Annotated in this window: 22 protein-coding genes; 10 read left to right on the top strand and 12 right to left on the bottom strand. The window is 43.3% G+C overall.

The genetic code is table 11. The annotated features are described in order from the left end of the window. Positions 1-10: 10 nt before the first annotated feature. Positions 11-580 (bottom strand): hypothetical protein, encoded by a 570-nt coding sequence (locus H6550_03280; GenBank protein MCB9045144.1) that lies wholly within the window; start codon positions 578-580, stop codon positions 11-13. A gap of 265 nt (positions 581-845) precedes the next feature. On the opposite strand from H6550_03280, the gene H6550_03275 reads away from it, so the two are divergent. The 5 genes from H6550_03275 (at position 846) to H6550_03255 (ending at position 5,451) form a co-directional block, all read left to right on the top strand. Continuing rightward, a complete protein-coding gene (locus tag H6550_03275) occupies positions 846-1,871 on the top strand; it encodes a rod shape-determining protein (protein ID MCB9045143.1) in 1,026 nt (341 codons plus the stop codon). Between the two features lie 78 nt (positions 1,872-1,949). Then, positions 1,950-2,804, top strand: coding sequence for a rod shape-determining protein MreC (gene mreC, locus H6550_03270; protein MCB9045142.1), 855 nt, complete (start codon positions 1,950-1,952; stop codon positions 2,802-2,804). After that, complete coding sequence (gene mreD, locus H6550_03265) at positions 2,801-3,361, top strand: rod shape-determining protein MreD (protein ID MCB9045141.1); 561 nt, start codon at positions 2,801-2,803, stop codon at positions 3,359-3,361. Before mreC ends, mreD begins: the two co-directional genes overlap by 4 nt. A gap of 281 nt (positions 3,362-3,642) precedes the next feature. Then, positions 3,643-4,728: a three-Cys-motif partner protein TcmP gene (gene tcmP, locus H6550_03260; GenBank protein ID MCB9045140.1), complete on the top strand. Its 1,086-nt coding sequence runs from the start codon at positions 3,643-3,645 to the stop codon at positions 4,726-4,728. Beyond that, the gene (locus tag H6550_03255; protein ID MCB9045139.1) at positions 4,729-5,451 is read left to right on the top strand and encodes a phage Gp37/Gp68 family protein; all 723 of its coding nucleotides are present in this window, start codon (positions 4,729-4,731) and stop codon (positions 5,449-5,451) included. A gap of 372 nt (positions 5,452-5,823) precedes the next feature. Here H6550_03255 and H6550_03250 read toward each other — a convergent pair whose 3' ends face one another. Next, positions 5,824-6,951, bottom strand: coding sequence for a glycosyltransferase family 4 protein (locus H6550_03250; protein ID MCB9045138.1), 1,128 nt, complete (start codon positions 6,949-6,951; stop codon positions 5,824-5,826). A gap of 55 nt (positions 6,952-7,006) precedes the next feature. On the opposite strand from H6550_03250, the gene H6550_03245 reads away from it, so the two are divergent. Beyond that, the gene (locus H6550_03245) at positions 7,007-8,449 is read left to right on the top strand and encodes a polysaccharide biosynthesis C-terminal domain-containing protein (GenBank protein ID MCB9045137.1); all 1,443 of its coding nucleotides are present in this window, start codon (positions 7,007-7,009) and stop codon (positions 8,447-8,449) included. A 3-nt stretch (positions 8,450-8,452) separates the two neighbouring features. Here the strand turns inward: H6550_03245 and H6550_03240 are convergent, their stop codons facing one another. The 3 genes from H6550_03240 to H6550_03230 all read right to left on the bottom strand — a co-directional run bounded on the left by H6550_03240 (position 8,453) and on the right by H6550_03230 (position 10,109). Then, on the bottom strand, positions 8,453-9,358 hold the full coding sequence (locus H6550_03240) for a YihY/virulence factor BrkB family protein (protein MCB9045136.1): 906 nt from the start codon (positions 9,356-9,358) through the stop codon (positions 8,453-8,455). A gap of 60 nt (positions 9,359-9,418) precedes the next feature. Then, positions 9,419-9,814, bottom strand: coding sequence for a hypothetical protein (locus H6550_03235; protein ID MCB9045135.1), 396 nt, complete (start codon positions 9,812-9,814; stop codon positions 9,419-9,421). Positions 9,815-9,917: 103 nt separating this feature from the next. Then, positions 9,918-10,109 (bottom strand): hypothetical protein, encoded by a 192-nt coding sequence (locus H6550_03230; protein MCB9045134.1) that lies wholly within the window; start codon positions 10,107-10,109, stop codon positions 9,918-9,920. Between the two features lie 105 nt (positions 10,110-10,214). On the opposite strand from H6550_03230, the gene H6550_03225 reads away from it, so the two are divergent. Further along, complete coding sequence (locus H6550_03225) at positions 10,215-10,805, top strand: NifU family protein (protein MCB9045133.1); 591 nt, start codon at positions 10,215-10,217, stop codon at positions 10,803-10,805. Between the two features lie 59 nt (positions 10,806-10,864). On the opposite strand, the gene H6550_03220 is transcribed toward H6550_03225, so the two are convergent. Beyond that, positions 10,865-11,194 carry a protein tyrosine phosphatase gene (locus H6550_03220; GenBank protein MCB9045132.1) on the bottom strand — a complete coding sequence of 110 codons (330 nt, stop codon included), beginning with the start codon at positions 11,192-11,194 and terminating at the stop codon, positions 10,865-10,867. Positions 11,195-11,304: 110 nt separating this feature from the next. On the opposite strand from H6550_03220, the gene H6550_03215 reads away from it, so the two are divergent. Then, the gene (locus tag H6550_03215; GenBank protein ID MCB9045131.1) at positions 11,305-12,225 is read left to right on the top strand and encodes a L,D-transpeptidase; all 921 of its coding nucleotides are present in this window, start codon (positions 11,305-11,307) and stop codon (positions 12,223-12,225) included. 88 nt (positions 12,226-12,313) lie between these two features. Next, positions 12,314-13,033 (top strand): GAF domain-containing protein, encoded by a 720-nt coding sequence (locus H6550_03210; protein ID MCB9045130.1) that lies wholly within the window; start codon positions 12,314-12,316, stop codon positions 13,031-13,033. Here H6550_03210 and H6550_03205 read toward each other — a convergent pair whose 3' ends face one another. Beyond that, entirely contained in the window at positions 13,034-13,711 is a 678-nt protein-coding gene (locus tag H6550_03205) for a hypothetical protein (GenBank protein ID MCB9045129.1), read from the bottom strand. It abuts the gene before it with no gap. 3 nt (positions 13,712-13,714) lie between these two features. Continuing rightward, positions 13,715-16,414, bottom strand: coding sequence for a methionine synthase (gene metH, locus H6550_03200; GenBank protein MCB9045128.1), 2,700 nt, complete (start codon positions 16,412-16,414; stop codon positions 13,715-13,717). A gap of 239 nt (positions 16,415-16,653) precedes the next feature. Between metH and H6550_03195 the strand changes: the two genes are divergently transcribed. After that, on the top strand, positions 16,654-17,517 hold the full coding sequence (locus H6550_03195; GenBank protein MCB9045127.1) for a PAS domain S-box protein: 864 nt from the start codon (positions 16,654-16,656) through the stop codon (positions 17,515-17,517). 28 nt (positions 17,518-17,545) lie between these two features. Here H6550_03195 and ligA read toward each other — a convergent pair whose 3' ends face one another. Genes ligA through H6550_03175 form a run of 4 tightly spaced genes read right to left on the bottom strand, consistent with a single transcriptional unit; the run spans position 17,546 to position 21,431 of the window. After that, positions 17,546-19,630, bottom strand: coding sequence for an NAD-dependent DNA ligase LigA (gene ligA, locus H6550_03190; GenBank protein ID MCB9045126.1), 2,085 nt, complete (start codon positions 19,628-19,630; stop codon positions 17,546-17,548). Between the two features lie 26 nt (positions 19,631-19,656). Then, positions 19,657-20,277, bottom strand: coding sequence for a threonylcarbamoyl-AMP synthase (locus tag H6550_03185; protein MCB9045125.1), 621 nt, complete (start codon positions 20,275-20,277; stop codon positions 19,657-19,659). A 12-nt stretch (positions 20,278-20,289) separates the two neighbouring features. Then, complete coding sequence (locus tag H6550_03180; GenBank protein MCB9045124.1) at positions 20,290-20,817, bottom strand: ATP-binding protein; 528 nt, start codon at positions 20,815-20,817, stop codon at positions 20,290-20,292. Then, on the bottom strand, positions 20,814-21,431 hold the full coding sequence (locus H6550_03175) for a nicotinamide mononucleotide transporter (protein MCB9045123.1): 618 nt from the start codon (positions 21,429-21,431) through the stop codon (positions 20,814-20,816). Before H6550_03175 ends, H6550_03180 begins: the two co-directional genes overlap by 4 nt. Positions 21,432-21,463 lie beyond the last annotated feature (32 nt).

Below are 21,463 nucleotides of genomic sequence, written 5' to 3'. Positions count from 1 at the left end.
TTTTGTGGTTTTAATTTCTCCTGCAAACAGGGTTATTTAATGTTTTGGGTTCCCAACCTACTACAACACCTTTTGATGCGTCTACGCATTCAAAGTATCCGGCAACAGGCGGCAGAGTAGGATCTACTAAATGAAACACGCCCGACACGCGGTCTATTACCTGCACGTTGTTGATGTCACTGATGTTCAGCACAACAAGATCATTCACGTTATTGGTGTACAGGTTATTGTCCATCACGGCCATTTCCTGCGCACCCGTTACTTGTATAAATTTCACTTTTTGAGGATTATTGCCATCCTGGATATCTATCACATGGATACCTTTGCCTACTTCTACCTGGTACAGCATATGTCCTCTCACATATATCTTACCACCTTTCTCAATTGCCTGCGGGTCTTTTGATGCAATAGTGCCTGCCACATCATCTGCTGCATAAACAGGAGCCCAGCCTTCTACTTTGCCGACTTGCGGAATTGGTTCTACAACTTGCGTATGACTATTTCCAAACGGGTCGCATGAAGATGCTGATAACACGAGCGGGATCACTAACCAGCTCAATAAACGGGGTGTTTTATTCATAAAAAGGGTTTTTAATATGATTTCAATTTTACTATAGTATTACTCTATGCAAAATCTGTGCTAATTTTTTTGAGTGTAACCGGGAATTAATAATGAGATAACATTAGACGAGGCTCATATAGTTTTTTACTTTATTTACTTTTCGGTTGCAAAAGTCCTATTTTTGCCTTGAACAGTGCATTTTTTCGTGTTTTTCAGGTAAAAAACCGTAGTTTTCACTGTCAGGACAGAAACATAGTTTAAATTATTTATATATACCCTCTATATGGGATTGTTTAATTTTTTGACCCAGGAGATAGCTATCGACCTGGGTACGGCCAATACGTTGGTGATACATAATGACCAGGTAGTTGTTGATGAGCCATCTATTGTTGCTATCGACCGTCAATCTAATAAAATAGTAGCGGTGGGTAAAAAGGCGATGATGATGCACGAGAAGACGCACGAGAACCTGAAGACCATCCGCCCGCTTAAGGATGGTGTGATAGCCGACTTTAACGCGGCCGAGGGTATGCTGCGCGAGATGATCAAACTGGTGCACCCTAAAAAGAAACCCTGGTTTCCTCCCAGCTGGAAAATGGTGATATGTATCCCCTCCAGCATTACCGAAGTAGAGAAACGTGCCGTACGCGACTCTGCCGAGCAGGCAGGCGCCAAAGAGGTATATATGATACATGAGCCGATGGCCGCTGCGCTGGGTATCGGTATAGACGTGGAAGAACCTACAGGTAACATGATCATAGATATAGGCGGTGGTACTACCGGTATATCAGTGATAGCGTTGGCCGGTATTGTTTGCGACCAGTCTATACGTATTGCGGGTGATGAATTTACCGCGGATATTATGGAGGCTATGCGCCGCTATCATAGTTTGATGATAGGTGAGCGTACGGCCGAGCAGATAAAGATACACGTAGGTTCTGCGCTTAAAGAGCTGGATACGCCACCCGATGACATTGCAGTAAACGGACGTGACCTGGTAACGGGCATTCCTAAGCAGATCATGGTATCGTACCAGGAAGTGGCCGAGGCGCTGGATAAATCTATTTTCAAAATAGAAGAAGCTATACTGAAAGCACTGGAAAGCACACCACCCGAGCTGGCAGCGGATATATACCGCCGTGGCCTGTACCTGACAGGTGGTGGCGCCTTGCTCAGGGGGCTGGATAAGCGTATCTCTCAAAAGATAAAATTACCGGTACATGTAGCAGACGATCCGCTGCGTGCCGTGGTAAGGGGTACGGGCATGGCACTGAAGAATATCGCCAGGATGCCTTTCCTTATGAAATAACTAAGTGTATGCAGCAAAACGGTACTTTTCCGATTGCTTGTACCACATAACTTAAAATACTTAAGAGCAGCATAAGCAGTGCGCAATTTTATTCTGTTCATACGGAGGTTCTTCAATCTCATACTTTTCCTGGTACTGGAGATAGTATGCATCGTACTCATTGCACGTACTGATACAGTACAAGGTAACGACATCATGAGCTCGTCGAACATGCTGCTGGGTACTATGTACCAGCAACGAAATGATGTGGCCTACTACTTCGCGCTGAAGAGTATGAACGATAGCCTGGTGCATGAAAATGAAGCGCTGCGCAGGCAACTATCCGCACACGACGGCATTGATGTGTTACGTGATTCATCTGCTAACTATGCTATACCCAACCCTGACAGTTCGGCAAAGGTCAAGTATGCCGATTACTATTACCGTTATGCAAAAGTCATCAACAATACCGTTGGTTCTGTAAATAACTTCATTACGCTGAACAGGGGCGAGGACGATGGAATAAGAAAAGACATGGCCGTTATATCGGCCAATGGTATCGTGGGCAGGATAGTGAATACATCAGCACACTTCTCAACAGCACTATCTGTACTCAGCAAAAAGCAACAGGTAAGTGCACGACTGAAAGATGGTACTGTTAGTTATGTATCGTGGGACGGACAAACACCGGACAAACTGCTGATGAAGGATGTACCCAACCAGATAAAAGTGTCGAAAGGAGATACGGTATTCACTACTGAATATTCGTTCTTCCCCGGTGGTGTGAACATTGGCATTGTATATAAAACCGCACTGGTAAAAAGTAAGAACCTGCAGATATTATACCTGAAACCAACTACTAACTTCCGCAGGCTGCAATATGTGTATGTGGTAGAGAATAAAATGGCACCGGAACGCCGTCAACTTGAACAATCAGCAACAGGCAAAGAATGAGTGTACTGATAAAAAATATCATCCGTTTCTGCGTTATCCTGCTTATACAGGTGCTGATACTAAATAAGGTTACACTGCAATGGTGGGCGCAACCTACCGGCTTCCCTATTTTTATACCATTCCTGTATCCTTTGTTCCTGCTGTTGCTGCCTTTTGAAACACCCGTGGCAGTAATGCTATTAGCAGGCTTTGTATGCGGTCTGAGTGTAGACGCATTTATGAACACCGCGGGCATGCATGCTTTTGCTACCGTGCTCATAGCCTACTTCCGCATCAACGTGCTGAATGCACTGATGCCCAAAAACCTGACCGAATATACCGGGCAGACACCATCGGTAAAGAACATGGGCTGGCTGCCTTTCGTGGTTTATGTATCCTTCCTCATTGTGATGCACCACACTGCCTTCTTCATTATTGAGCTGTGGAGCATGCAGAACATTGGCTACCTGATGCTGAAGATATTAGCATCCAGCATTACATCCGTACTACTCATACTGGTGTATGTATTGCTCTTTACCCGCCAGGCAGGCGCAGGTAAGTCGCAGCGGATCATTTAGTCATTCCCCAATCATTGCCGTCATTATGAGGAGCGAAGCATGAGCGACGTGATAACTGTGCAACACTCATTGAAGCAATTGAAAAGATATTTTGAATGAAATAATCCCCTGAGCACTTAGACACAGCCTGGTTCACATCTCCTCCCTCGTATTATACAAAATTCTCCTGCCAAATGGCAGGGTGTTTTTCCCGTTTTTATTTTTCCTCAAGTAAAGTACTTTGTTCTGAGAATGTACACAAGATACATTATTGTACATTTGTTTAACCTAAACTATTTCCGATGGCAGTAAAGAGTATTTTTAGTGAACCTTTCGATGAGGGAACGAAATCAAAACTGCAACTTTATAAACAGTATTTTGAAGAATGGCTACCTGTATTTATTGCTCCTCAAAAGGTGTATTGGAAAAATGTACAGGTATTTGACTTTTTTGCGGGCGAAGGGTGTGATATTACAGGATATCTTGGTAGTCCGCTAATTGCCTTAAGTGTTATTAACAGTTTAAATCAATACATTGACAAAAATGGAATTGATTTAAAAGTCTTGTTCAATGAGAAAGACCCAAATTCATTTGAAAAACTTAAAAGACATGTTGATGAATTTGAGACAAGTGGCAATTACCATGTAGAAAAACGTTGTGATGAATTTAAGAATGTATTTGACGAGTATTCCGAAAGCATGAAATATTCAGCAAACTTCATTTTTCTAGACCAAAATGGTATTAAAGAAATTACGGAAGAGGTTTTTAAACAACTAATAAACTTACGTAAGACAGATATGCTATTTTACATCTCGTCTTCGTATTTTAAAAGATTTGCAGAAACTCCTGAGTTTAAGAAGTATTTTCCAACTCTGAGCAATGACATAAAACAAGCAAACTACTTTGATGTACACAGAAAAGTGCTAGATTTTTATAAGTCTTTAATACCGGAGAATAAAGAATACTATTTGGCCCCATTTTCAATAAAAAAAGGTTCAAACATATATGGATTAATATTTGGGAGTAATCACACTTTAGGAATAGAAAAATTTCTAAATGTTGCTTGGAAAAATGACACTTTAAGAGGAGAAGCTAACTTTGACATAGACAACGAAAAAATAAATGAACATGCCCCTACCATGTTCCCTCACTTAAACGTTCCAAATAAGAGACAAGTATTTGAAAAAACATTAGAAGATAAAATAATCAATGGTTCTTTAAATACGAATAGGTCTGTATACTTGTTTACCTTAACTGAAGGTTTTTTACTTAAAGATGCAAACGTAATTTTAAAACGCTTGAAATCAAGTAATAAAATAGAATACAGATTTAAACTAATTTCGAGCAATCTTCATAGAGAGGAAATTCATAAAATTGAAATCAAATAAATGGCACAGAGCAGCATAGAATGGACCGAAATGACCTGGAACCCTACAACAGGGTGTACAAAAATTTCAGCAGGGTGCAAATATTGCTATGCAGAAGTAATGTCCAAACGTTTGCAAGCAATGGGAGTTGAGAAATATAAAGATGCTTTTAAAGTCCGTACTCATCCAGACACCCTTAAAACACCCTATACATGGAAACAACCCAAAATTGTTTTCGTTAACTCTATGAGTGATTTATTCCATCCCCAAATACCACTATCATTTATTAAAAGGGTATTTCAGGTAATGAATGAAAACCCACAGCATGTTTTCCAAGTATTAACCAAACGAGCTGAACGTCTTTTAGAATTACATACAGAGCTAAAGTGGACACATAATATTTGGATGGGTGTCTCTGTAGAAGACAACAGAGTAATTGAACGTATAGACTACTTAAGGCAAACTAATGCAAGGGTAAAGTTTCTATCCTGTGAGCCTCTTATAGGACCTCTTGAAAACATAAATCTAAACAACATAGACTGGGTAATTGTTGGTGGTGAAAGTGGTCGTAAGCCGCGCACTATGGATCCCGACTGGGCATTAGATATCCAACAACAATGCGAAAATGCAGGGGTCGCATTTTTCTTTAAACAATGGGGTGGTACTAACAAGAAAAAAGCTGGCAGGATCCTTAATGGAAGAACTTATGATGAAATGCCAAACTATAGACTTGAAGAATTATAATTTATGCCACCCCCGTTGGGCGTAGCCCCCGACTACGTCCTTCCCGGCAGTCAATCCCCTGATTGACACAAAAGCGAGATCACCCTACCCAGTCCACATTATATTTTTAAAATACAACAAAATTACGTATATTTACAATATAATTGCGCATTGGAAATATGGCAATTCAAGCTCTTTGAAATACGAAACGGAAAAGGATAAAAGGGAACAAAGTGGCAACTTTTTAAAAATAGTCGTTTGCAGGAAACAAAAAGAAACAAAACACCCGCAAACAGTTGGTAATTAGCCAATTACATCAGAAACAGCATGAAATAAAGTTGTCGTTTTGGAAACAAACAGGAAACAAAACGGAGCTTTTGGAAACAAAATGCGTTACTTATTCACGCACTGCATCATATTCTCCCAAAGCACTTTCGAGGCTCTTTCCCAGGTAAATTTGGCTACCTGTTCCGGTGCATGAGCGATGAGTTTAGCCCTCAGTGCTTCGTCTTTGTATAGCATCTCCATTTTGTTGGCAATATCCTCTACATCAGCAGGGTTCACCAGCAGCCCGGCTTCGCCGGCCACTTCGGGCATAGACGATGTATTACTTACAATGGCAGGCACATTACATTTTAAAGCCTCCAGTATGGGTATGCCAAAACCTTCGAAGAACGATGGGTACAGCATAGCATAGGCACCACCTATCACGGCGGGCAACTCGTCTACGTTCATATAGCCTACCCATTTCACATCATCCTTAAAAGGCATGTTCTCCTTCATCTCCAGCACCTCCTCATACTTCCATGCAAAACGGCCCACGATCACCAGCTTCATGTTACTGCGCTGCATTTTTTTGAAGGCAACAAATGCCTTCAGCATGTTCAGTATGTTCTTGCGGGGGTGCAGGGCACCGGCAAAAACGAAGTACTCGCAGCCATCGGCATACTTTTCTTTCACAGCTTCTTTCTCCCGCCATTCCAGCTCACGGTAAGCATCGTGTACCCCATTGCAGGCCACGTCTATTTTTGCAGGGTCTATGTCATACTGGGTCACCATATCCTGTTTGGAGTATTCAGATACGGTCACTATCCTTTTGGCTTTGTTGGCAAACTTTGGCTGAAAGAACTGCCAGTAATACCTGTTAGCAAACGAAAGGTGTTCAGGATAATGCTCAAAAGCCAGGTCGTGTACCACCAGGCAGGTAGGTATCGGCGTCCTGAGCGAACAAAATCCGTCGGGCGACAGAAATACATCTATCTTGTGCTTTTTAAGCACATAGGGTAGTGTCCAGTCGAACCAGAGTGCGAACAGGATAGGATGCCTGGCCTGCGGCGGCACCACCACGGGTGTGACATTGGTAGAAAAAACAAAAGACTCATCATAGGGCCTGTCGAAGAAAAAGAAAAAATCGTGCTCAGGATGTTCATGCACCATTCTTTCCAGTGTCTGGCAGGTGAACCAGCCGATCCCTTCCAGTTTTCCCTTCAATAAAAGTCTTGTATTTACGCCTATACGCATAGTAATGGCGACAAAAATATAATTTTACCACTTACAGCCAACGAATATTAAGCCAATGCGTAAGTTTTTTGTCAAAAACCTCCTTTTTACAATAGCGGTCAACCTGCTGGTGAAGCCGTTATGGGTGTTTTTGATAGACCGGAACGTACAAAACACCGTTGGCCATGCCGATTATGGTACCTACCAGGCTTTGGTGAACCTGGGGCTGATATTCAATATCGTGCTGGATTTCGGGCTTACATATTACAATACCAACATTATATCCAGTAATCCCGGCAAACTTCGCACCCTGTTTCCTGCCATGCTTTCGGCACGGCTGGCACTTGTGTTAGTATATGGCGTGCTGGTAATGGGTGCCGCGCTGGCAATCGGGTACTCGGGGCGGGAAATGTTGCTGCTTACAGGGATATTACTCATTCAGTCGCTCAACTCGCTGATGCTCTTCCTGCGCAGCAATGTATCGGCGCTGCACAAGTTCAGGCTGGATGCGCTCCTGTCGGTAACTGATAAGCTGCTGATGATACTCATATGCAGTGTACTACTATTCAGTGCGGCATTTGCGGCCGGGTTTAAAATAGAGTGGTTCGTGGTGGCACAGATCATTAGTTACGCAGTAGCTGTAGTGATCGGCATGGCAGTATTGAAAAAAATGGCCGGAGTATCCTTCAACCTGTCACTGAATGTAAATGAGGTGACGGGCATCATCCGTAAAAGCCTGCCCTACGCATCGCTGGTATTCCTGATGGCTGTACACATGCGGGTAGATACCATATTGGTAGAACGCCTGAGCGGACCCGAGAGTAAGAACTTTGCGGGTATCTATGCGGCAGGGTACCGCTTGCTGGACGTAGGTAATATGTTCGGCATTATGTTCGCAGGCATGTTGCTACCTATGTTCGGGCGGATGCTCTCGCAGCAAAATGACATACAGCCTATCGTCAGGTTATCAGTCAATATGCTGTTGCCGGCGGCATTTATAGCTACAGGTGCGGCAGTGTTCTTTGGCACGGATATTATGCAATTGCTGTACACCGATGCTGATGCTTATGGTGGACAAGTGTTTGCCTGGCTCATGGCTTGCTTTCCTGCCTATTGCATCATGTATATCTACTCTACCCTGCTTACAGCCAATGGCAATCTTATCCTGCTGAATAAAATAGCTGTCGTGGGTGTTATCATCAACCTGTCGCTGAACCTTTGGCTGATACCACAGCACCAGGCTTTGGGAGCGGCACAGGTGGCCTTTATCACCCAATCTACACTGGCAGTGTTATACATGTTCTTCTCCGGCAAAAACCTGAAGCTGGCCAAAAGCATTAAACTGGTCGCCGCCCACCTTGGCTATATACTTATGCTGGGCATTACAGGCTATGGCTGTACACTCTTACCTGTTGAATGGATGTACCAGATGTTCTTGTTCGGTGCGGTATCGTTGGTATGGATATTCGTGTTCAGGTTTGTGTCTGTAGGTTCTGTAAAGGCATTAATGGAGAAGTAGCTCCTACCAGGGTTGCAACTCTTTCTCCTGCTTAACAATAAATACTGCATTGTTCTTCAATGCTGTCTTTCCACCCGACCTAATGATACTGACTTTGGTAAACTCGGCCCCGAAATAGAGGATTATTGCTGTATAATATACCCACAACAAAATGACGATTATTGATGCCGCCGCACCATAAGTATTACTCATTTCTGTTGATGCTATGTACATACCTATGACATACTTGCCCAGCATAAAAAGTGATCCTGTGAACACTGCACCCTTCAGGGCATCCTTCCAGCGGATAACCACATCAGGCAGCAGCTTATATATGCAAGTGAATAAAAATGTAATGACTGCGAATGACAGGACAAAGTCGAACAGGTAGATAATGTATATCAGCTCATCCGGCAGATCAGCGAAGAGATTGTTGGATAAAACATTGATAAGCGAACTGAGCATCAGCGACACCATGAGTAAAAATGCGATGCCGAGGATCATTGAAAAAGATAATAACCTTGTCTTGATATACCGCCACCAGCCATAGCGTGGTTTTGCTTTTACCGACCATATATAGTTCATGCTGTCCTGCATATCTGCAAATACGGTAGTGGCACCGAATAAAAGTATTCCAGTACCTAACAGGCTGAAAGCTCCTGCATTTTTGTCCTGTAACTCACGAATGATGTTTATCAACTGGTCGGCACTGCTCTGGCCCACCAGGTCTTTCAATTGCCAGTACACCTTCCACATCACGTCCTTGGTCTCAAAAAACACACCTGTAACGGATACAACTACCAGCATTAAAGGCCCTAGGGAGAATACTGTATAGTAAGCAAGAGAAGCACTCAGTTTAGTAACATTATCTGTAACAAACGAACTGATAGTGCCCTTCAGCAACTCATATGTCTCTTTTAAGCGGTGCATGTAGAATTACTTATAAAAAAGTGCCGCTACAAAGGCGGCACTTAAAAGATCATTTGTTTGTTACTCTTTCATATAAAGGCCACCGTCATTAGGCACCCTTCTTACACTGAAATTAAGGTAGTGCATATTGCGTCGCATGTTCTTAGCTACGCCGTCGTTAGAAAGCACCTCTTTACCTTCATACACATCACCGGGCATGTCATAGCTGGCCTTCAACCGGGGGTTGCCGGTTGGCACATCATAACGTACATATGCCGTAGTGCAGGGTGCCTCTTTCCTGTTGGTATTCTTATCCCATACCTCGTAGGCAGCCAATACATTCGATTTAGTATTGTCCCCTTTTGTCACCACTATAGTTTCAGTCTCACATTTTTCATCTCCTTTCATCTGTGCATTAGCCTGTACTTGCGTCAACGCGAAAGCAGCCGCGGCTAACATAATTATTTTGTACTTCATAACATTTGGTTTTTTTAGTTTGATAAAATATTTCATCGTGATAGCTCTTAGTTTACTAACAAGCTCAGCACCAGTTAGTTTTATAACACAATGTTAAAAGCGCTTATTCTGTTTTTGCTCTTATTTCATCTTTCTGATGCCCTGCATTGTTCAGGTCAGTAGCCTGGTTCCTGTGCCTCATGGCTTTATTTTGCATCTTAGTATGGTCTACCTCCCTTGTAGGCCTGGGCGAAGAACATGCCATGACAGCAGTTAATAATACAATTACAAATAGACCTGCTATTAAGTGTTTCATAATACTTTAATTTTTATGTTAATGTAAATTATTATACCTCTATATGGGGAATTGATTGGTGATAGATAGCTAAATGCTTAATTTTGTAACAAATTGAATTGAAAAATGTTGAAGACAGGAAATACCATCGTGAGCATATACACGGAAATGACGCCTAATCCGGAGACAATGAAGTTTGTAGCCAACAAGCTGTTGTATCCCGGTAAAAGCATTGATTTTCCTGATGAAGCAAGTGCAGCACCCTCACCGCTGGCTAAAGAATTATTTGCATTCCCATTCATCCGTGGGGTATTTATCGCCAGCAATTTTGTAACTCTGACCAAAACTCCTGAGACTCAATGGGACGAAGTAATTCCTTCAGTACGCGAGTTTCTGAAGCAATACCTTGAAGAGGGTAAAGTAGTACTGCACGAAGACCAGATAGTACAGAAAGTAGAGAGCAATACAATTAACGCTGACGACACAGATGTAGTAAAGCGCATAAAGGAACTTTTAGAAAACTATGTAAAGCCTGCTGTGGAGATGGATGGTGGAGCTATCAGCTTTAAAGGTTATGATGCCGGCGTGGTAAAACTGATGATGCAGGGTTCCTGCTCCGGTTGCCCATCATCTATGATAACCCTGAAGGCCGGTATTGAAGGTATGATGAAACGCATGATACCTGAAGTGAAAGAGGTGATAGCTGAATCAGAGTAAGCATTGTTTTTTGTAATTAATAGTTGTATCCCCGGTCATTCGTTCCGGGGATATTCGTTTTATCTTATTTGCTGCAAGTGGCTATCTATACTGTCACGTAGCATGGCAACCAGTTCATCGTCCATATACCCATATTCGTCCGGAATGTCCAGTACAATAATGATCTTATCCTGCATATTTTGTGGAAAATTTTGCCTGATACGTACCTTGTGCTCTTGCTCCATAACGAATATAATATCTGCACTATCTATCATTTTGGCGGTCAACCTTACACGTGCAGATGGTTCAGTACCTGCAGAACTAACACTGAGTCCTTCAATATTCCTGTAAATGGCCTCTGCTGTAGGGCTACGCCATTGGTTACGACTGCAAACAAATAATAGATTCATCGCCTAAAAATACAGAAACTGAATTTCTGTACTGATAATTATCATACGGAGGTTTCCTATTTTGAGCTAATATTGCCATTCTTAAAAAAAACGATTCAGACGTTTCGTATATGTCAAACCGCTCGTTATGCACTTTACTGGTATTTCTCTACTGCCTGCCGCTGGCAACAGCACAGGGTTATGTAGACCAAGACAAAGTAGCCAGGTTGCAGAACAGCCAGCTTATGCCCGTAGACAACCTGCAGAAAGTAAGCTGGCACCTGTATGAATACGGCGACCATGTAAAAGGTGACAGCCTTGGCAACTGGGGAGAGTTCCTGGCACATATTGATTCCATACCAGGCGATGACAGCGCCATGAAACGGTACATAGTAGAACTGACCAACCGTATAACCGGGGACAACTTCAAAAATGGCAGGGCGTTGATGATACCGGACTCATTCGTGCAGGATTTCAAAGCATACAGTCCCTACCCTTTTTATTACACTGCTGCTGACACCGTTGCGAAACTTTTTATCATCGACAAGTTTACACAGACATTCGGGGCATATGAATATGGCAAACTGGTGAGATGGGGGCTGTTATCATCGGGCAGAACAAATGACAAGACCCCGGCAGGGCGTTATAACTTCAACTGGAAAGATGAGTACCGACTTTCTAATGCGGCACCTCCCGGAGAGAAGTGGGAACTCTTTTTCATGTTCGACTTTCAGGCCATTTGGGGACTACATGTGCACCAGTATTCTCTACCCATCAACAAGCCTGTATCTCATGGCTGCGTTAGAGTTTCTATGGCCGATGCAAAGTGGAACTATAACTGGGCCAATGGATGGGTACATAAAAAAGGAAAACTGGTGCGTAATGGCACACCTGTGATGATAATACATGACAACCCTACAGGCAATGCAGCACACTGGAAGATAACAGATGGCAAAATAGAAAGCCTGGTGATATTACCAGAGCACCTGCTTGATATACCAGCAGGCCTTCACTCTACAACTTCAGCAGTACCATGGCAGAGCGGATGGTAAGTGTCCTGCACATTTATTTTCATCTGAAATGAACCTTTTACCATCGATAGGCGTATATATTGTTTGTACTAATCTTTAATGCAACAATATGCCTGAAATACTTGAGCATGAACGCCTGGAGGCAGTCAATCGTTTTTTATTACTGGACTATGATAAATCTAATGAGTTTCAGGATATTGTCAACTTCGCAGCTGAATTATGCGGCACACCTGTAGCACTTATTACGCTGTTAGATAAAGAAGTGAACTGGGTAAAAGTGAGAACAGGTATTGACGCTCCGGCTATGCCCAGGGAGACCTCTTTTTGTCAATATACCATACAGAATGACAGCCTGACCATTATACCGGACGCACTGGAAGACAGTCGTTTTGATAATAATCCTCTTGTGCATGAACCACCCAATGTTCGTTTTTATGCCGGTGCTCCACTTACATTAAAAAATGGACTCAGGATGGGTAGTCTTTGCCTGTTTGATGGCAAACCGAATAATATATCCACAATGCAACAAAAAGCATTGACGGTAATGGCCAGGCAAGTAACCTTCCTGATGGAGCTGGAACTGAGTTACCAGGTACTGGCTGAAAATCTGAAAACGCTTGAAGAGAAAAATGAGTCGTTGAAGAACATAGCACACATGCAATCGCATGACATCAGACAGCCACTTACCTCTATCATGGGACTTATTAATATAATAAAGGATGACAACTATATTGCTGACAAAGAGAAATTAATATTGCTGGAAGAAGCAGCAACTGACCTTGATAACAAAATACATTCTATTGTTGAAGAGACCGGTGTAAACAGATAATTACAGCACAATATACCAGTAAGCAGCCAGCATAGAGAGTATACCCAGAATATATCCCGACCATATTTCAAACTGGGTATGCGCACCTAATAACATGCGTGCTGTGCCACTTATTCCTGCCACAACAATACCTATGAACAGTGGTACTGTCATACTAACGGGGCTGAGTATCAGCAGCACAATGAGTACACCCAGCATACCTCCGGCTGCCATTGTGTGCATACTTATTTTAAAGAAGATACTGCACATAAACAGTACAATGATACCCCAGTAAGCGCCCCGTAAAAGCACCTGCAATATTACCGGCGCATCCAGGTTTTTGAAGACATGACTGATCCACCAATAACATATCAAGGTTGCCAGTAAGGGTATTATCCGCTCCTTATTCTTGCGCAGCAGGATACTATCTATGAACCCCAACCCTTTTAGTAACAATACAACCAATATAGGAAAGAATATGGTTGTCAGCGCTATCTGTATGAATACCATAGACAGAGCCTTTCCTTCATACTGTACAAAACTTACAGGGCTGACCTGGTAAATGACCCAAGCCATAAGGACAGGCATAAAAACAGGGTGTAATATATACGAGACAACTGTCGCAACTATCCTCAGAAATTTCGAGTCAGTACCTCCATTATCATGTTGCCCTAAAGTGTCCATTGTTTGTTCGTTCATTGTTTATGCTTCTATTACTGGAGATAACCATTTAGTCGCTTCTTCAATACTCATACCTTTGCGATGAGCATAATCTCTCAACTGATCTTCCTGAATCTTGCCAACGCCAAAATAAGTGCTTTGCGGGTGGCTGAAGTACCAACCACAAACTGCAGCCCCCGGATACATGGCCAACGATTCGGTTAGCTGTATACCAGCTACTTCGGTAGCATTCAACAATTCAAACAGTTTGTATTTCTCAGTATGATCCGGGCAGGCAGGATAACCGGGTGCAGGGCGTATACCCTGATATTTTTCCTTTACCAGGTCTGCAATATTAATATCCTCGTCTTTGGCATAGCCCCAGAACTCTGCGCGGGTGCGTTTGTGCAGTACCTCTGCAAAGGCTTCAGCCAGCCTATCGGCCATGGCCTGCAGCATGATCTTATTATAATCATCGTGATTATCCATAAAATTTTGCAAATGAGGTTCTATACCATGTATAGCCACTGCAAAAGCCCCCATGTAGTCACTGCCTTTCTCTACTGGCCTTATGAAATCTGACAATGAGAAATGCGGTTGTCCTGCTGCTTTTTTCTGCTGCTGGCGCAACGACTCAAGGAAGCAAAGATCATGTCCTTTATCATCTTTCAACTCTATTGTATCAGGCGCTACTTTATGTGCCTGCCAGAAACCAACAACACCTTTCGCTGTCAGCCACTTTTCGGCAACAATCTTATCCAACATAGCATTGGCATCATTATACAGTTTTGTGGCCTCTGTTCCTGCATGTTCATCAGTAAGGATATCCGGGAACTTCCCTTTCATTTCCCATGCGATGAAAAATGGTCCCCAATCTATGTACTGCCTTATCTCAGCCAGGTCGTAATCTTCAAATAATTTAGTACCTGTAAATGACGGTACAGGTGGCGTGTAATTATCCCAATCAATAACAACAGGGTTACCTTGTGCCTCTGCAAACGGTATGTATTGCTTATGTGTTTGTTTATTCGCAAAATCTACACGCAGCTTTTCATACTCAGCATTTATATTATCAAGAAACGGCTGCTTGTTCTCTTTACTCAACAAACTGCCTGCTACCGTAACACTACGGCTGGCATCCAGTACATGCACCACACCATTATCATAACCACCTGCAATTTTCACAGCAGTATGTATGCGCGATGTAGTAGCTCCGCCTATCATCAGCGGCTGCTTCATTCCGCGTCGTTTCATTTCTTTTGCTACATGCACCATCTCATCCAGCGATGGCGTGATCAGCCCACTCAAACCGATAATATCCGCACCTTCTTTTTCAGCTGTATCCAGTATCTTGTCAGCAGGTACCATCACTCCCAGGTCTATTACATCGTAACCATTACAGCCCAATACCACACCCACGATATTCTTACCAATATCGTGTACGTCACCTTTTACCGTGGCCATTAATATCTTAGCCGCTCCGGCCTGCTCTACATCAGTATTACCTGATAGTCTGCGTTCTTCTTTTTCTGCTTCTATATAAGGAGTAAGTATCGCGACACTTTTCTTCATAACGCGGGCACTCTTAACCACCTGCGGCAGGAACATCTTACCACTGCCAAACAGGTCACCCACCACATTCATGCCGTCCATAAGCGGGCCCTCTATTACCTCGAGTGGAGTATCGTATTTCTGCCTCGCCTCTTCAGTATCCGCGTCTATATAGTCAGTAATACCATTCACCAGTGCGTGCTTCAAGCGTTCTTCAACTGAGCCATTGCGCCACTCATCCGTTTTCTTTTCCTGTTTGTCCTTTGCCTTAACCGTGTCTGCGAATGTGACCAGTTTTTCCGTAGCATCATCACTCCTGTTCAGTATCACGTCCTCGCACAGCTCCTTGAGTTGTGGTTCTATCTGGTCATATATCTGCAGCTGACCGGCATTTACAATACCCATATCCATACCTGCCCTGATGGCGTGATAGAGGAATACACTGTGCATTGCCTCGCGCACTACATCATTTCCCCTGAAAGAGAACGATACATTACTGACACCACCACTTACTTTCACCAAAGGCATTTTCTGCTTGATGATGCGTGTGGCTTCAATAAACTCAAGCGCATATCCATTGTGTTCTTCTATACCCGTAGCTACGGCAAATATATTGGGGTCGAAAATGATATCCTGCGGGAGGAAGCCTACCTGCTCTGTCAATATCTTATAGGCACGTTCACAAATATCCACACGGCGCTGAAGTGTATCAGCCTGTCCGTTCTCGTCAAAAGCCATCACGACAACCGATGCGCCAAAGTTTTTGCATGTGCGCGCCTGCTCAATAAATTTCTCTTCCCCTTCTTTCAGTGATATAGAGTTAACTACACACTTACCTTGTATGCATTTCAACCCTGCATGTATGATCTCGAACTTAGACGAGTCGAGCATGACAGGGATCTTTGCGATATCCGGCTCAGCCTGTAATAAGTTGATGAATTTGGTCATCACCGCTACGCCGTCCAGCATAGCATCATCCATATTCACATCCAGTATCTGCGCACCATTCTCTACCTGCTGCCTGGCTACAGACAAGGCTTCTTCATATTTATCTTCCCTGATAAGGCGTGCAAATTTTTTGGACCCTGTAACATTGGTACGTTCGCCAACGTTTACAAAATTGCTCTCGGGGCGTATTACCAGCGGTTCTAATCCACTCAGTCTTAAATATGGCTTTCTACTATCTGACATGTGATCTTTTCGGGATATTGTGCGCAAAGGTAGTAAGTAAGGCGGTTTATTTAGCTGTAAAATGCTTAAGGCTATAAGATTAGACGGAGATTTTGTTTAACTTTTTTATTGAAAGCTTATTAAAATATCAACAAAATAAAAAAAAGGGCTTATTTTAGACTTAACCTTGTGGATATAAGAAACATACAAATTATCCTCATACCCATATAAAAGCAGGAATCATTATAAGAAGCCAACTTATGAAAGGGCATATATTTGAGGATATAATAAATGACATTGAGGATTATGCTTTGTTCCTGCTGAATGCAGAGGGCAAGGTCGTTTCGTGGAACCGTGGTGCTGAGCGTATAAAAGGCTATAAAGAGCATGAAGTAACCGGTAAGAGCTTTGAGATATTTTATACAGAAGAAGACCGGCAGGCAGGTTTACCACAAAGATTGCTGGAAGAAGCGCGAACCAATGGGCGTGTACAGACCGAAGGCTGGAGAGTGGCCAAGGATGACGACAGGTTTTGGGCCTTTGTAGTAATAACAGCAGTAAAAGACGCTGATGGTAAGGTAATAGGGTTTGTAAAAATAACACGTGACCTGTCTGAACGGATGGCAGCGGAAAAAGCCATTAGTGATTATGAAACAGACATAAGAGAACTGGCACTGAAGTCTCAACGCCTGAAAAACATCTACCAGATATTCCAGTCGGAAGTAACGGACTACGCTATCATTATGCTGGACAAAAACGGTATGATAGTAGACTGGAACCCCGGAGCACGAAAGATTAAAGGTTATGAATATGAAGAAGTATTAGGTAAACACTTCAGTATATTCTATAGCGAAGAGGACAAAAGAAACATGCTGCCTGAATCTCTGCTGATGAAAGCAGACATGGAGGGGCGTGTAGAACATGAAGGCTGGCGCATTAAAAAAGACGGCAGCCGCTTCTGGGCCAATGTCACCATCACGGCATTGCATGACAGGGAAGGACAGGTACGTGGCTATGCAAAAATCACCAAAGACCAGACCCGACAACTTTTAGCCGAAAATGCATTGAAGCAACGGATAGAAGAGTTGGAGCAAGAGGTAGAAAGACTGAAAGTTAATTCATAATAAAAAGGGGAGTAACTCCCCCCTTTTATTATCCTATCATCGAAAGAAATTCTTCTTCGGAAAGTATGGTCACTGTTCCAAGTTTCTTAGCTTTTTCAAGTTTACTGCCGGCGTCTGCGCCAACCACAAGATAGTTGAGCTTGCTGCTGACACCACCAAGAATAGAGCCGCCCTTTTCTTCTACCATAGCCTCTGCGGCACTGCGTTTGAATTGAGTAAGCGTACCGGTAAACAGAAACGTCTTACCCGACAACTCACCTCCAGACTGTTTGTTACCGGAATGTGTATTTACCAGGTTCACCCCCTCTGCTTCCAGTTCGTCCAGCATATGCCTGTTTTCAGGATTATGGAAGAAGTGCACGACAGATGACGCTACTTTAGGGCCAACGTCTTCCAGTGCCAGTAGCTTTTCTTCATTCCAGTCGTACAGGTCTTTGATATTGGTAATAGCATTAGCTAATGTCTTTGCTGTTGTTTCGCCTACATAGCGGATACCCAAACCAAATATGACACGGTTGAGCGGTTGTGTTTTTGAATTTTCTATTGCTGTTTTCAGATTGTTTACCGACTTTTCTTTGAATCCTTCCAAAGTCAATACCTTGTCCCAATCTATTTTATAAATACCGGGAATATGCGCTAACAAACCAAGGTCGTAGAACTTGCGAATGTTTGAGTCACCCAGGTTGCGTATATCCATAGCGTCTTTGCTGGCGTAGTGGATGATACGTTCTACCACCTGTGCAGCACAGTTGATGTTTATGCAACGCAATACGGCTTCTCCCTCAGGTTTATCCAATTCTTCTCCACACACAGGGCATACCGTCGGGAAAACAATAGGCTGTTCATCGCCAGTACGTAACTCTGACAAAGGCTTTACGATATATGGTATAACATCTCCCGCACGCTCCACCAAAACAGTATCGCCGATATGCAGGTCTTTTTCGCGTACAACATCCTCGTTGAACAAGGATAGTGAGCTCACCATAACCCCACCTATTGGCACAGGCTCAATTTTACCCACAGGTGTAATAGAGCCGGTACGTCCTACCTGGAACTCTACGCGCAAAAGCTTACTTGTTGACTGCCTGGCTTTGAACTTATACGCTACCGCCCAGCGGGGATGATGAGAGGTCATGCCCATCGTGTCCTGCATATCAAAGCTATTCACCTTTGCCACCAACCCATCTACCTCGAAAGGCAGGTCATCACGCCTGGCTTCAAACTCATTGCAGTAATCAATTACACCGTCAATGTTTTTGAACACCTTCATTTCTTTGGCAGGTGTCGGGAAGCCTAATTGATATAACCAGTTGATGGCATCGTAGTGTGTGTTCAAGGCAGGCGGTTTTTCACCTGTCAGCGTATAGTCACTGATGTGGTAAAGGATAGCACTCAGTTTACGCTTACTTACCTCCTGCGGGTCCAGGATACGTAATGTACCTGATGCGGCATTGCGTGGATTGGCCAGCGGTGCCAATCCTTCAGCTGCACGCTGTTCGTTATATGCCGCAAACACATCCTTATGTATCACCACTTCTCCACGAATCTCGACCTGGCTTACACCCTGCTGCACAAAAGCGGCAGACAGCGGCAGGGAACGTATCATTTTGGCGTTAGTTGTTATTTCCTCTCCCATCACTCCATCACCACGGGTAGCAGCACGTACCAATTTTCCATTCTCGTATATCAGCGAAATACTTGCCCCATCGTACTTCGGCTCTACACAATATTCTATACTATCAGTACCGGCAAACTCTTTGCAACGTTTATCCCAATCGCGCAGATCTTCAGCATTGTAAGTGTTATCCAGGCTCAGCATCGGCACAAGGTGTGCCACTGTAGGAAATTTTTCGCTCAGTCCTTTTGCCACCCTTTGTGTTGGAGAATCTGCCGTTACCTGTTCCGGGTATTTTTCTTCCAGTTGCTTCAGTTTGTGAAACAGTGTATCATATTCCACATCGGCCAGAACGGGTTCATCCTGCACATAATACTTCCAGTCAGCATAGTTTATGGTCTCTCGCAGAGCGTCTATCACTGCAACATCTTCCCCTGTTGTTTCTAATAAAGATTTAGCCTGCGTGTACAAACGCTGCTCGTCCTGTTTGGTGTACATACTTTGAAAAAATATCCGTGAAGATACTAACTGAAAAGGTTTTCCCAATTGCCTGCACCTTCCCTTATCAGCTCAGGGGATCCGGACGTACAATCGACAACCGTAGAAGAACGAATACTTCCGGGCCCTGCATCTATTACTATATCTACCAGGTTTTGAAAGTTTTCATACATCACCTCCGGGTCAGTATAATATTCCACATCTTCATCCATAGGCAGTGAAGTGCTTAAGATGGGATTGCCTAATTGCTCTACTATCATCCGGCATATGTTATTATCAGGCACGCGAATACCTACAGTTGCTTTTTTTGTCTGCATCAGTTTTGGCACCTGCTTACTGGCATTTAATATAAATGTGTAAGGCCCGGGCAATGCTTTTTTCAGTATCCTGAACGTAGGCGTGTCTATACTCTTGGTATAATCGGATATATGACTAAGGTCGGAGCAAACAAAGGAGAACTGCGCTTTTTTAGGATCAACACCCTTTATCCTGCATATTCTCTGAAAAGCTCCGGGATTGGTAATATCGCAACCAATACCATATATGGTATCAGTAGGATAGATGATAACGCCTCCCGCCCGCAGTGTTTCCACTACTGTATCAATGTTCCGCTGTTGCGGATTATCAGGATGAATGTGTATCAGCATAATACAAAGTTACTAAAGGATAATTTGCCTTACTGCATCCATAGCAGATTTAAGCCTTTCTTCATGCGTCCCCCTTATATCTACCCAGGGCTGGTTGCTGTTTTGCACTATATCTCGATAGATATTGTAAAAATACGTACGCTCTTCCGGTGCAGGGTGTTCTCTCAGGGGGTCGTCTTCCCACTCGGTATCTATGTAGGTGAGCAGGTACAGGTCGTATTTACGTTCTGCTATCTGCTCTGTAATGTACCTGTCGCAGGCGTTATACTTTGCCTCGCTCCACACTTTTATTACGTTCAGGTCGGTATCGCATATCAATGTCCCTGATACTTTTGCCGCCAGTTCGTCTTCCAGCTTTACTTGTCCTTTTGCTATCTCAATAAGATCATTCTGCTCATATGGCCTATCCAGTCGCTCCAGGTATTCGCGCGCATATTCAGGTACCCACAACGTACCCAGCTCCACTGCCAATGCCGCCGACAAAGTACTTTTACCTGTCGATTCAGGCCCGATCACTACTATTTTTTTCACATTACTCATTGTGCAAATTGCAGGTGATATAGTTTCCGCCACCTGAAATAACCAAACATAGCCACGGTGAATAGTATAACCGTCAGCAAGGCTGTCATAGGTATTCCTTTGTATACCAATAAGGGAATGGCGATAAAATTGGAAACATTCAGGAGTATCCAGTTCTCTATTTTATGTTTTGCCAACAGCCACATACCCGCCCATGCAAAAGCGGACACCAGCGCGTCAGCGAAAGGCACTGTAGAATCCGTGTACTTACTGAGCGTAGTGTACAATATCGCAAAACCAAGTATTACAATAGCACCGACCATGATCCAGTCTTTAGCAGTGCAATAGGATATAGCTGAGGCTTTGCCGTCTTCCCGGTTCTTTACCCAACGTATCCAACCGTAGATACTCATTACCAGGTAATAACCATTCAGCAGTGTTTCTGCATACAAACCCACTGACGACATGATATACAGGTACAACCCAGTACTTATAATACCCGTAGGATATAATAACATATTATTCCGGTTGGCTAAAATAACACTGGCTACACCAAATAAAACCGCTATTGCTTCCGTTATAGTGGTATTAAGCAGCTGAACTGTAAAATCATAAGCGAGTCCCTGTAATGACATACGCTGTAAAAATAATAGCTGTAACTGATAAC

The sequence above is a fragment of the Chitinophagales bacterium genome (genome assembly GCA_020636495.1).
Lineage (GTDB): Bacteria > Bacteroidota > Bacteroidia > Chitinophagales > Chitinophagaceae > UBA5543.
This window is presented reverse-complemented; position numbering and strand designations above follow the sequence as displayed.

Coding starts and splice junctions, on each gene's coding strand:
- H6550_03180 (MCB9045124.1), bottom strand. CDS start 20,817: ATGAGTAATGTGAAAAAAATAGTAGTGATCGGGCCTGAATCGACAGGT.
- H6550_03255 (MCB9045139.1), top strand. CDS start 4,729: ATGGCACAGAGCAGCATAGAATGGACCGAAATGACCTGGAACCCTACA.
- H6550_03185 (MCB9045125.1), bottom strand. CDS start 20,277: ATGCTGATACACATTCATCCTGATAATCCGCAACAGCGGAACATTGAT.
- ligA (MCB9045126.1), bottom strand. CDS start 19,630: ATGTACACCAAACAGGACGAGCAGCGTTTGTACACGCAGGCTAAATCT.
- H6550_03230 (MCB9045134.1), bottom strand. CDS start 10,109: ATGAAACACTTAATAGCAGGTCTATTTGTAATTGTATTATTAACTGCT.
- tcmP (MCB9045140.1), top strand. CDS start 3,643: ATGGCAGTAAAGAGTATTTTTAGTGAACCTTTCGATGAGGGAACGAAA.
- H6550_03205 (MCB9045129.1), bottom strand. CDS start 13,711: ATGAACGAACAAACAATGGACACTTTAGGGCAACATGATAATGGAGGT.
- H6550_03235 (MCB9045135.1), bottom strand. CDS start 9,814: ATGAAGTACAAAATAATTATGTTAGCCGCGGCTGCTTTCGCGTTGACG.
- H6550_03210 (MCB9045130.1), top strand. CDS start 12,314: ATGCCTGAAATACTTGAGCATGAACGCCTGGAGGCAGTCAATCGTTTT.
- H6550_03275 (MCB9045143.1), top strand. CDS start 846: ATGGGATTGTTTAATTTTTTGACCCAGGAGATAGCTATCGACCTGGGT.
- metH (MCB9045128.1), bottom strand. CDS start 16,414: ATGTCAGATAGTAGAAAGCCATATTTAAGACTGAGTGGATTAGAACCG.
- H6550_03240 (MCB9045136.1), bottom strand. CDS start 9,358: ATGCACCGCTTAAAAGAGACATATGAGTTGCTGAAGGGCACTATCAGT.
- H6550_03245 (MCB9045137.1), top strand. CDS start 7,007: ATGCGTAAGTTTTTTGTCAAAAACCTCCTTTTTACAATAGCGGTCAAC.
- H6550_03215 (MCB9045131.1), top strand. CDS start 11,305: ATGTCAAACCGCTCGTTATGCACTTTACTGGTATTTCTCTACTGCCTG.
- H6550_03225 (MCB9045133.1), top strand. CDS start 10,215: ATGTTGAAGACAGGAAATACCATCGTGAGCATATACACGGAAATGACG.
- H6550_03195 (MCB9045127.1), top strand. CDS start 16,654: ATGAAAGGGCATATATTTGAGGATATAATAAATGACATTGAGGATTAT.
- H6550_03250 (MCB9045138.1), bottom strand. CDS start 6,951: ATGCGTATAGGCGTAAATACAAGACTTTTATTGAAGGGAAAACTGGAA.
- H6550_03220 (MCB9045132.1), bottom strand. CDS start 11,194: ATGAATCTATTATTTGTTTGCAGTCGTAACCAATGGCGTAGCCCTACA.
- H6550_03280 (MCB9045144.1), bottom strand. CDS start 580: ATGAATAAAACACCCCGTTTATTGAGCTGGTTAGTGATCCCGCTCGTG.
- H6550_03175 (MCB9045123.1), bottom strand. CDS start 21,431: ATGTCATTACAGGGACTCGCTTATGATTTTACAGTTCAGCTGCTTAAT.
- mreD (MCB9045141.1), top strand. CDS start 2,801: ATGAGTGTACTGATAAAAAATATCATCCGTTTCTGCGTTATCCTGCTT.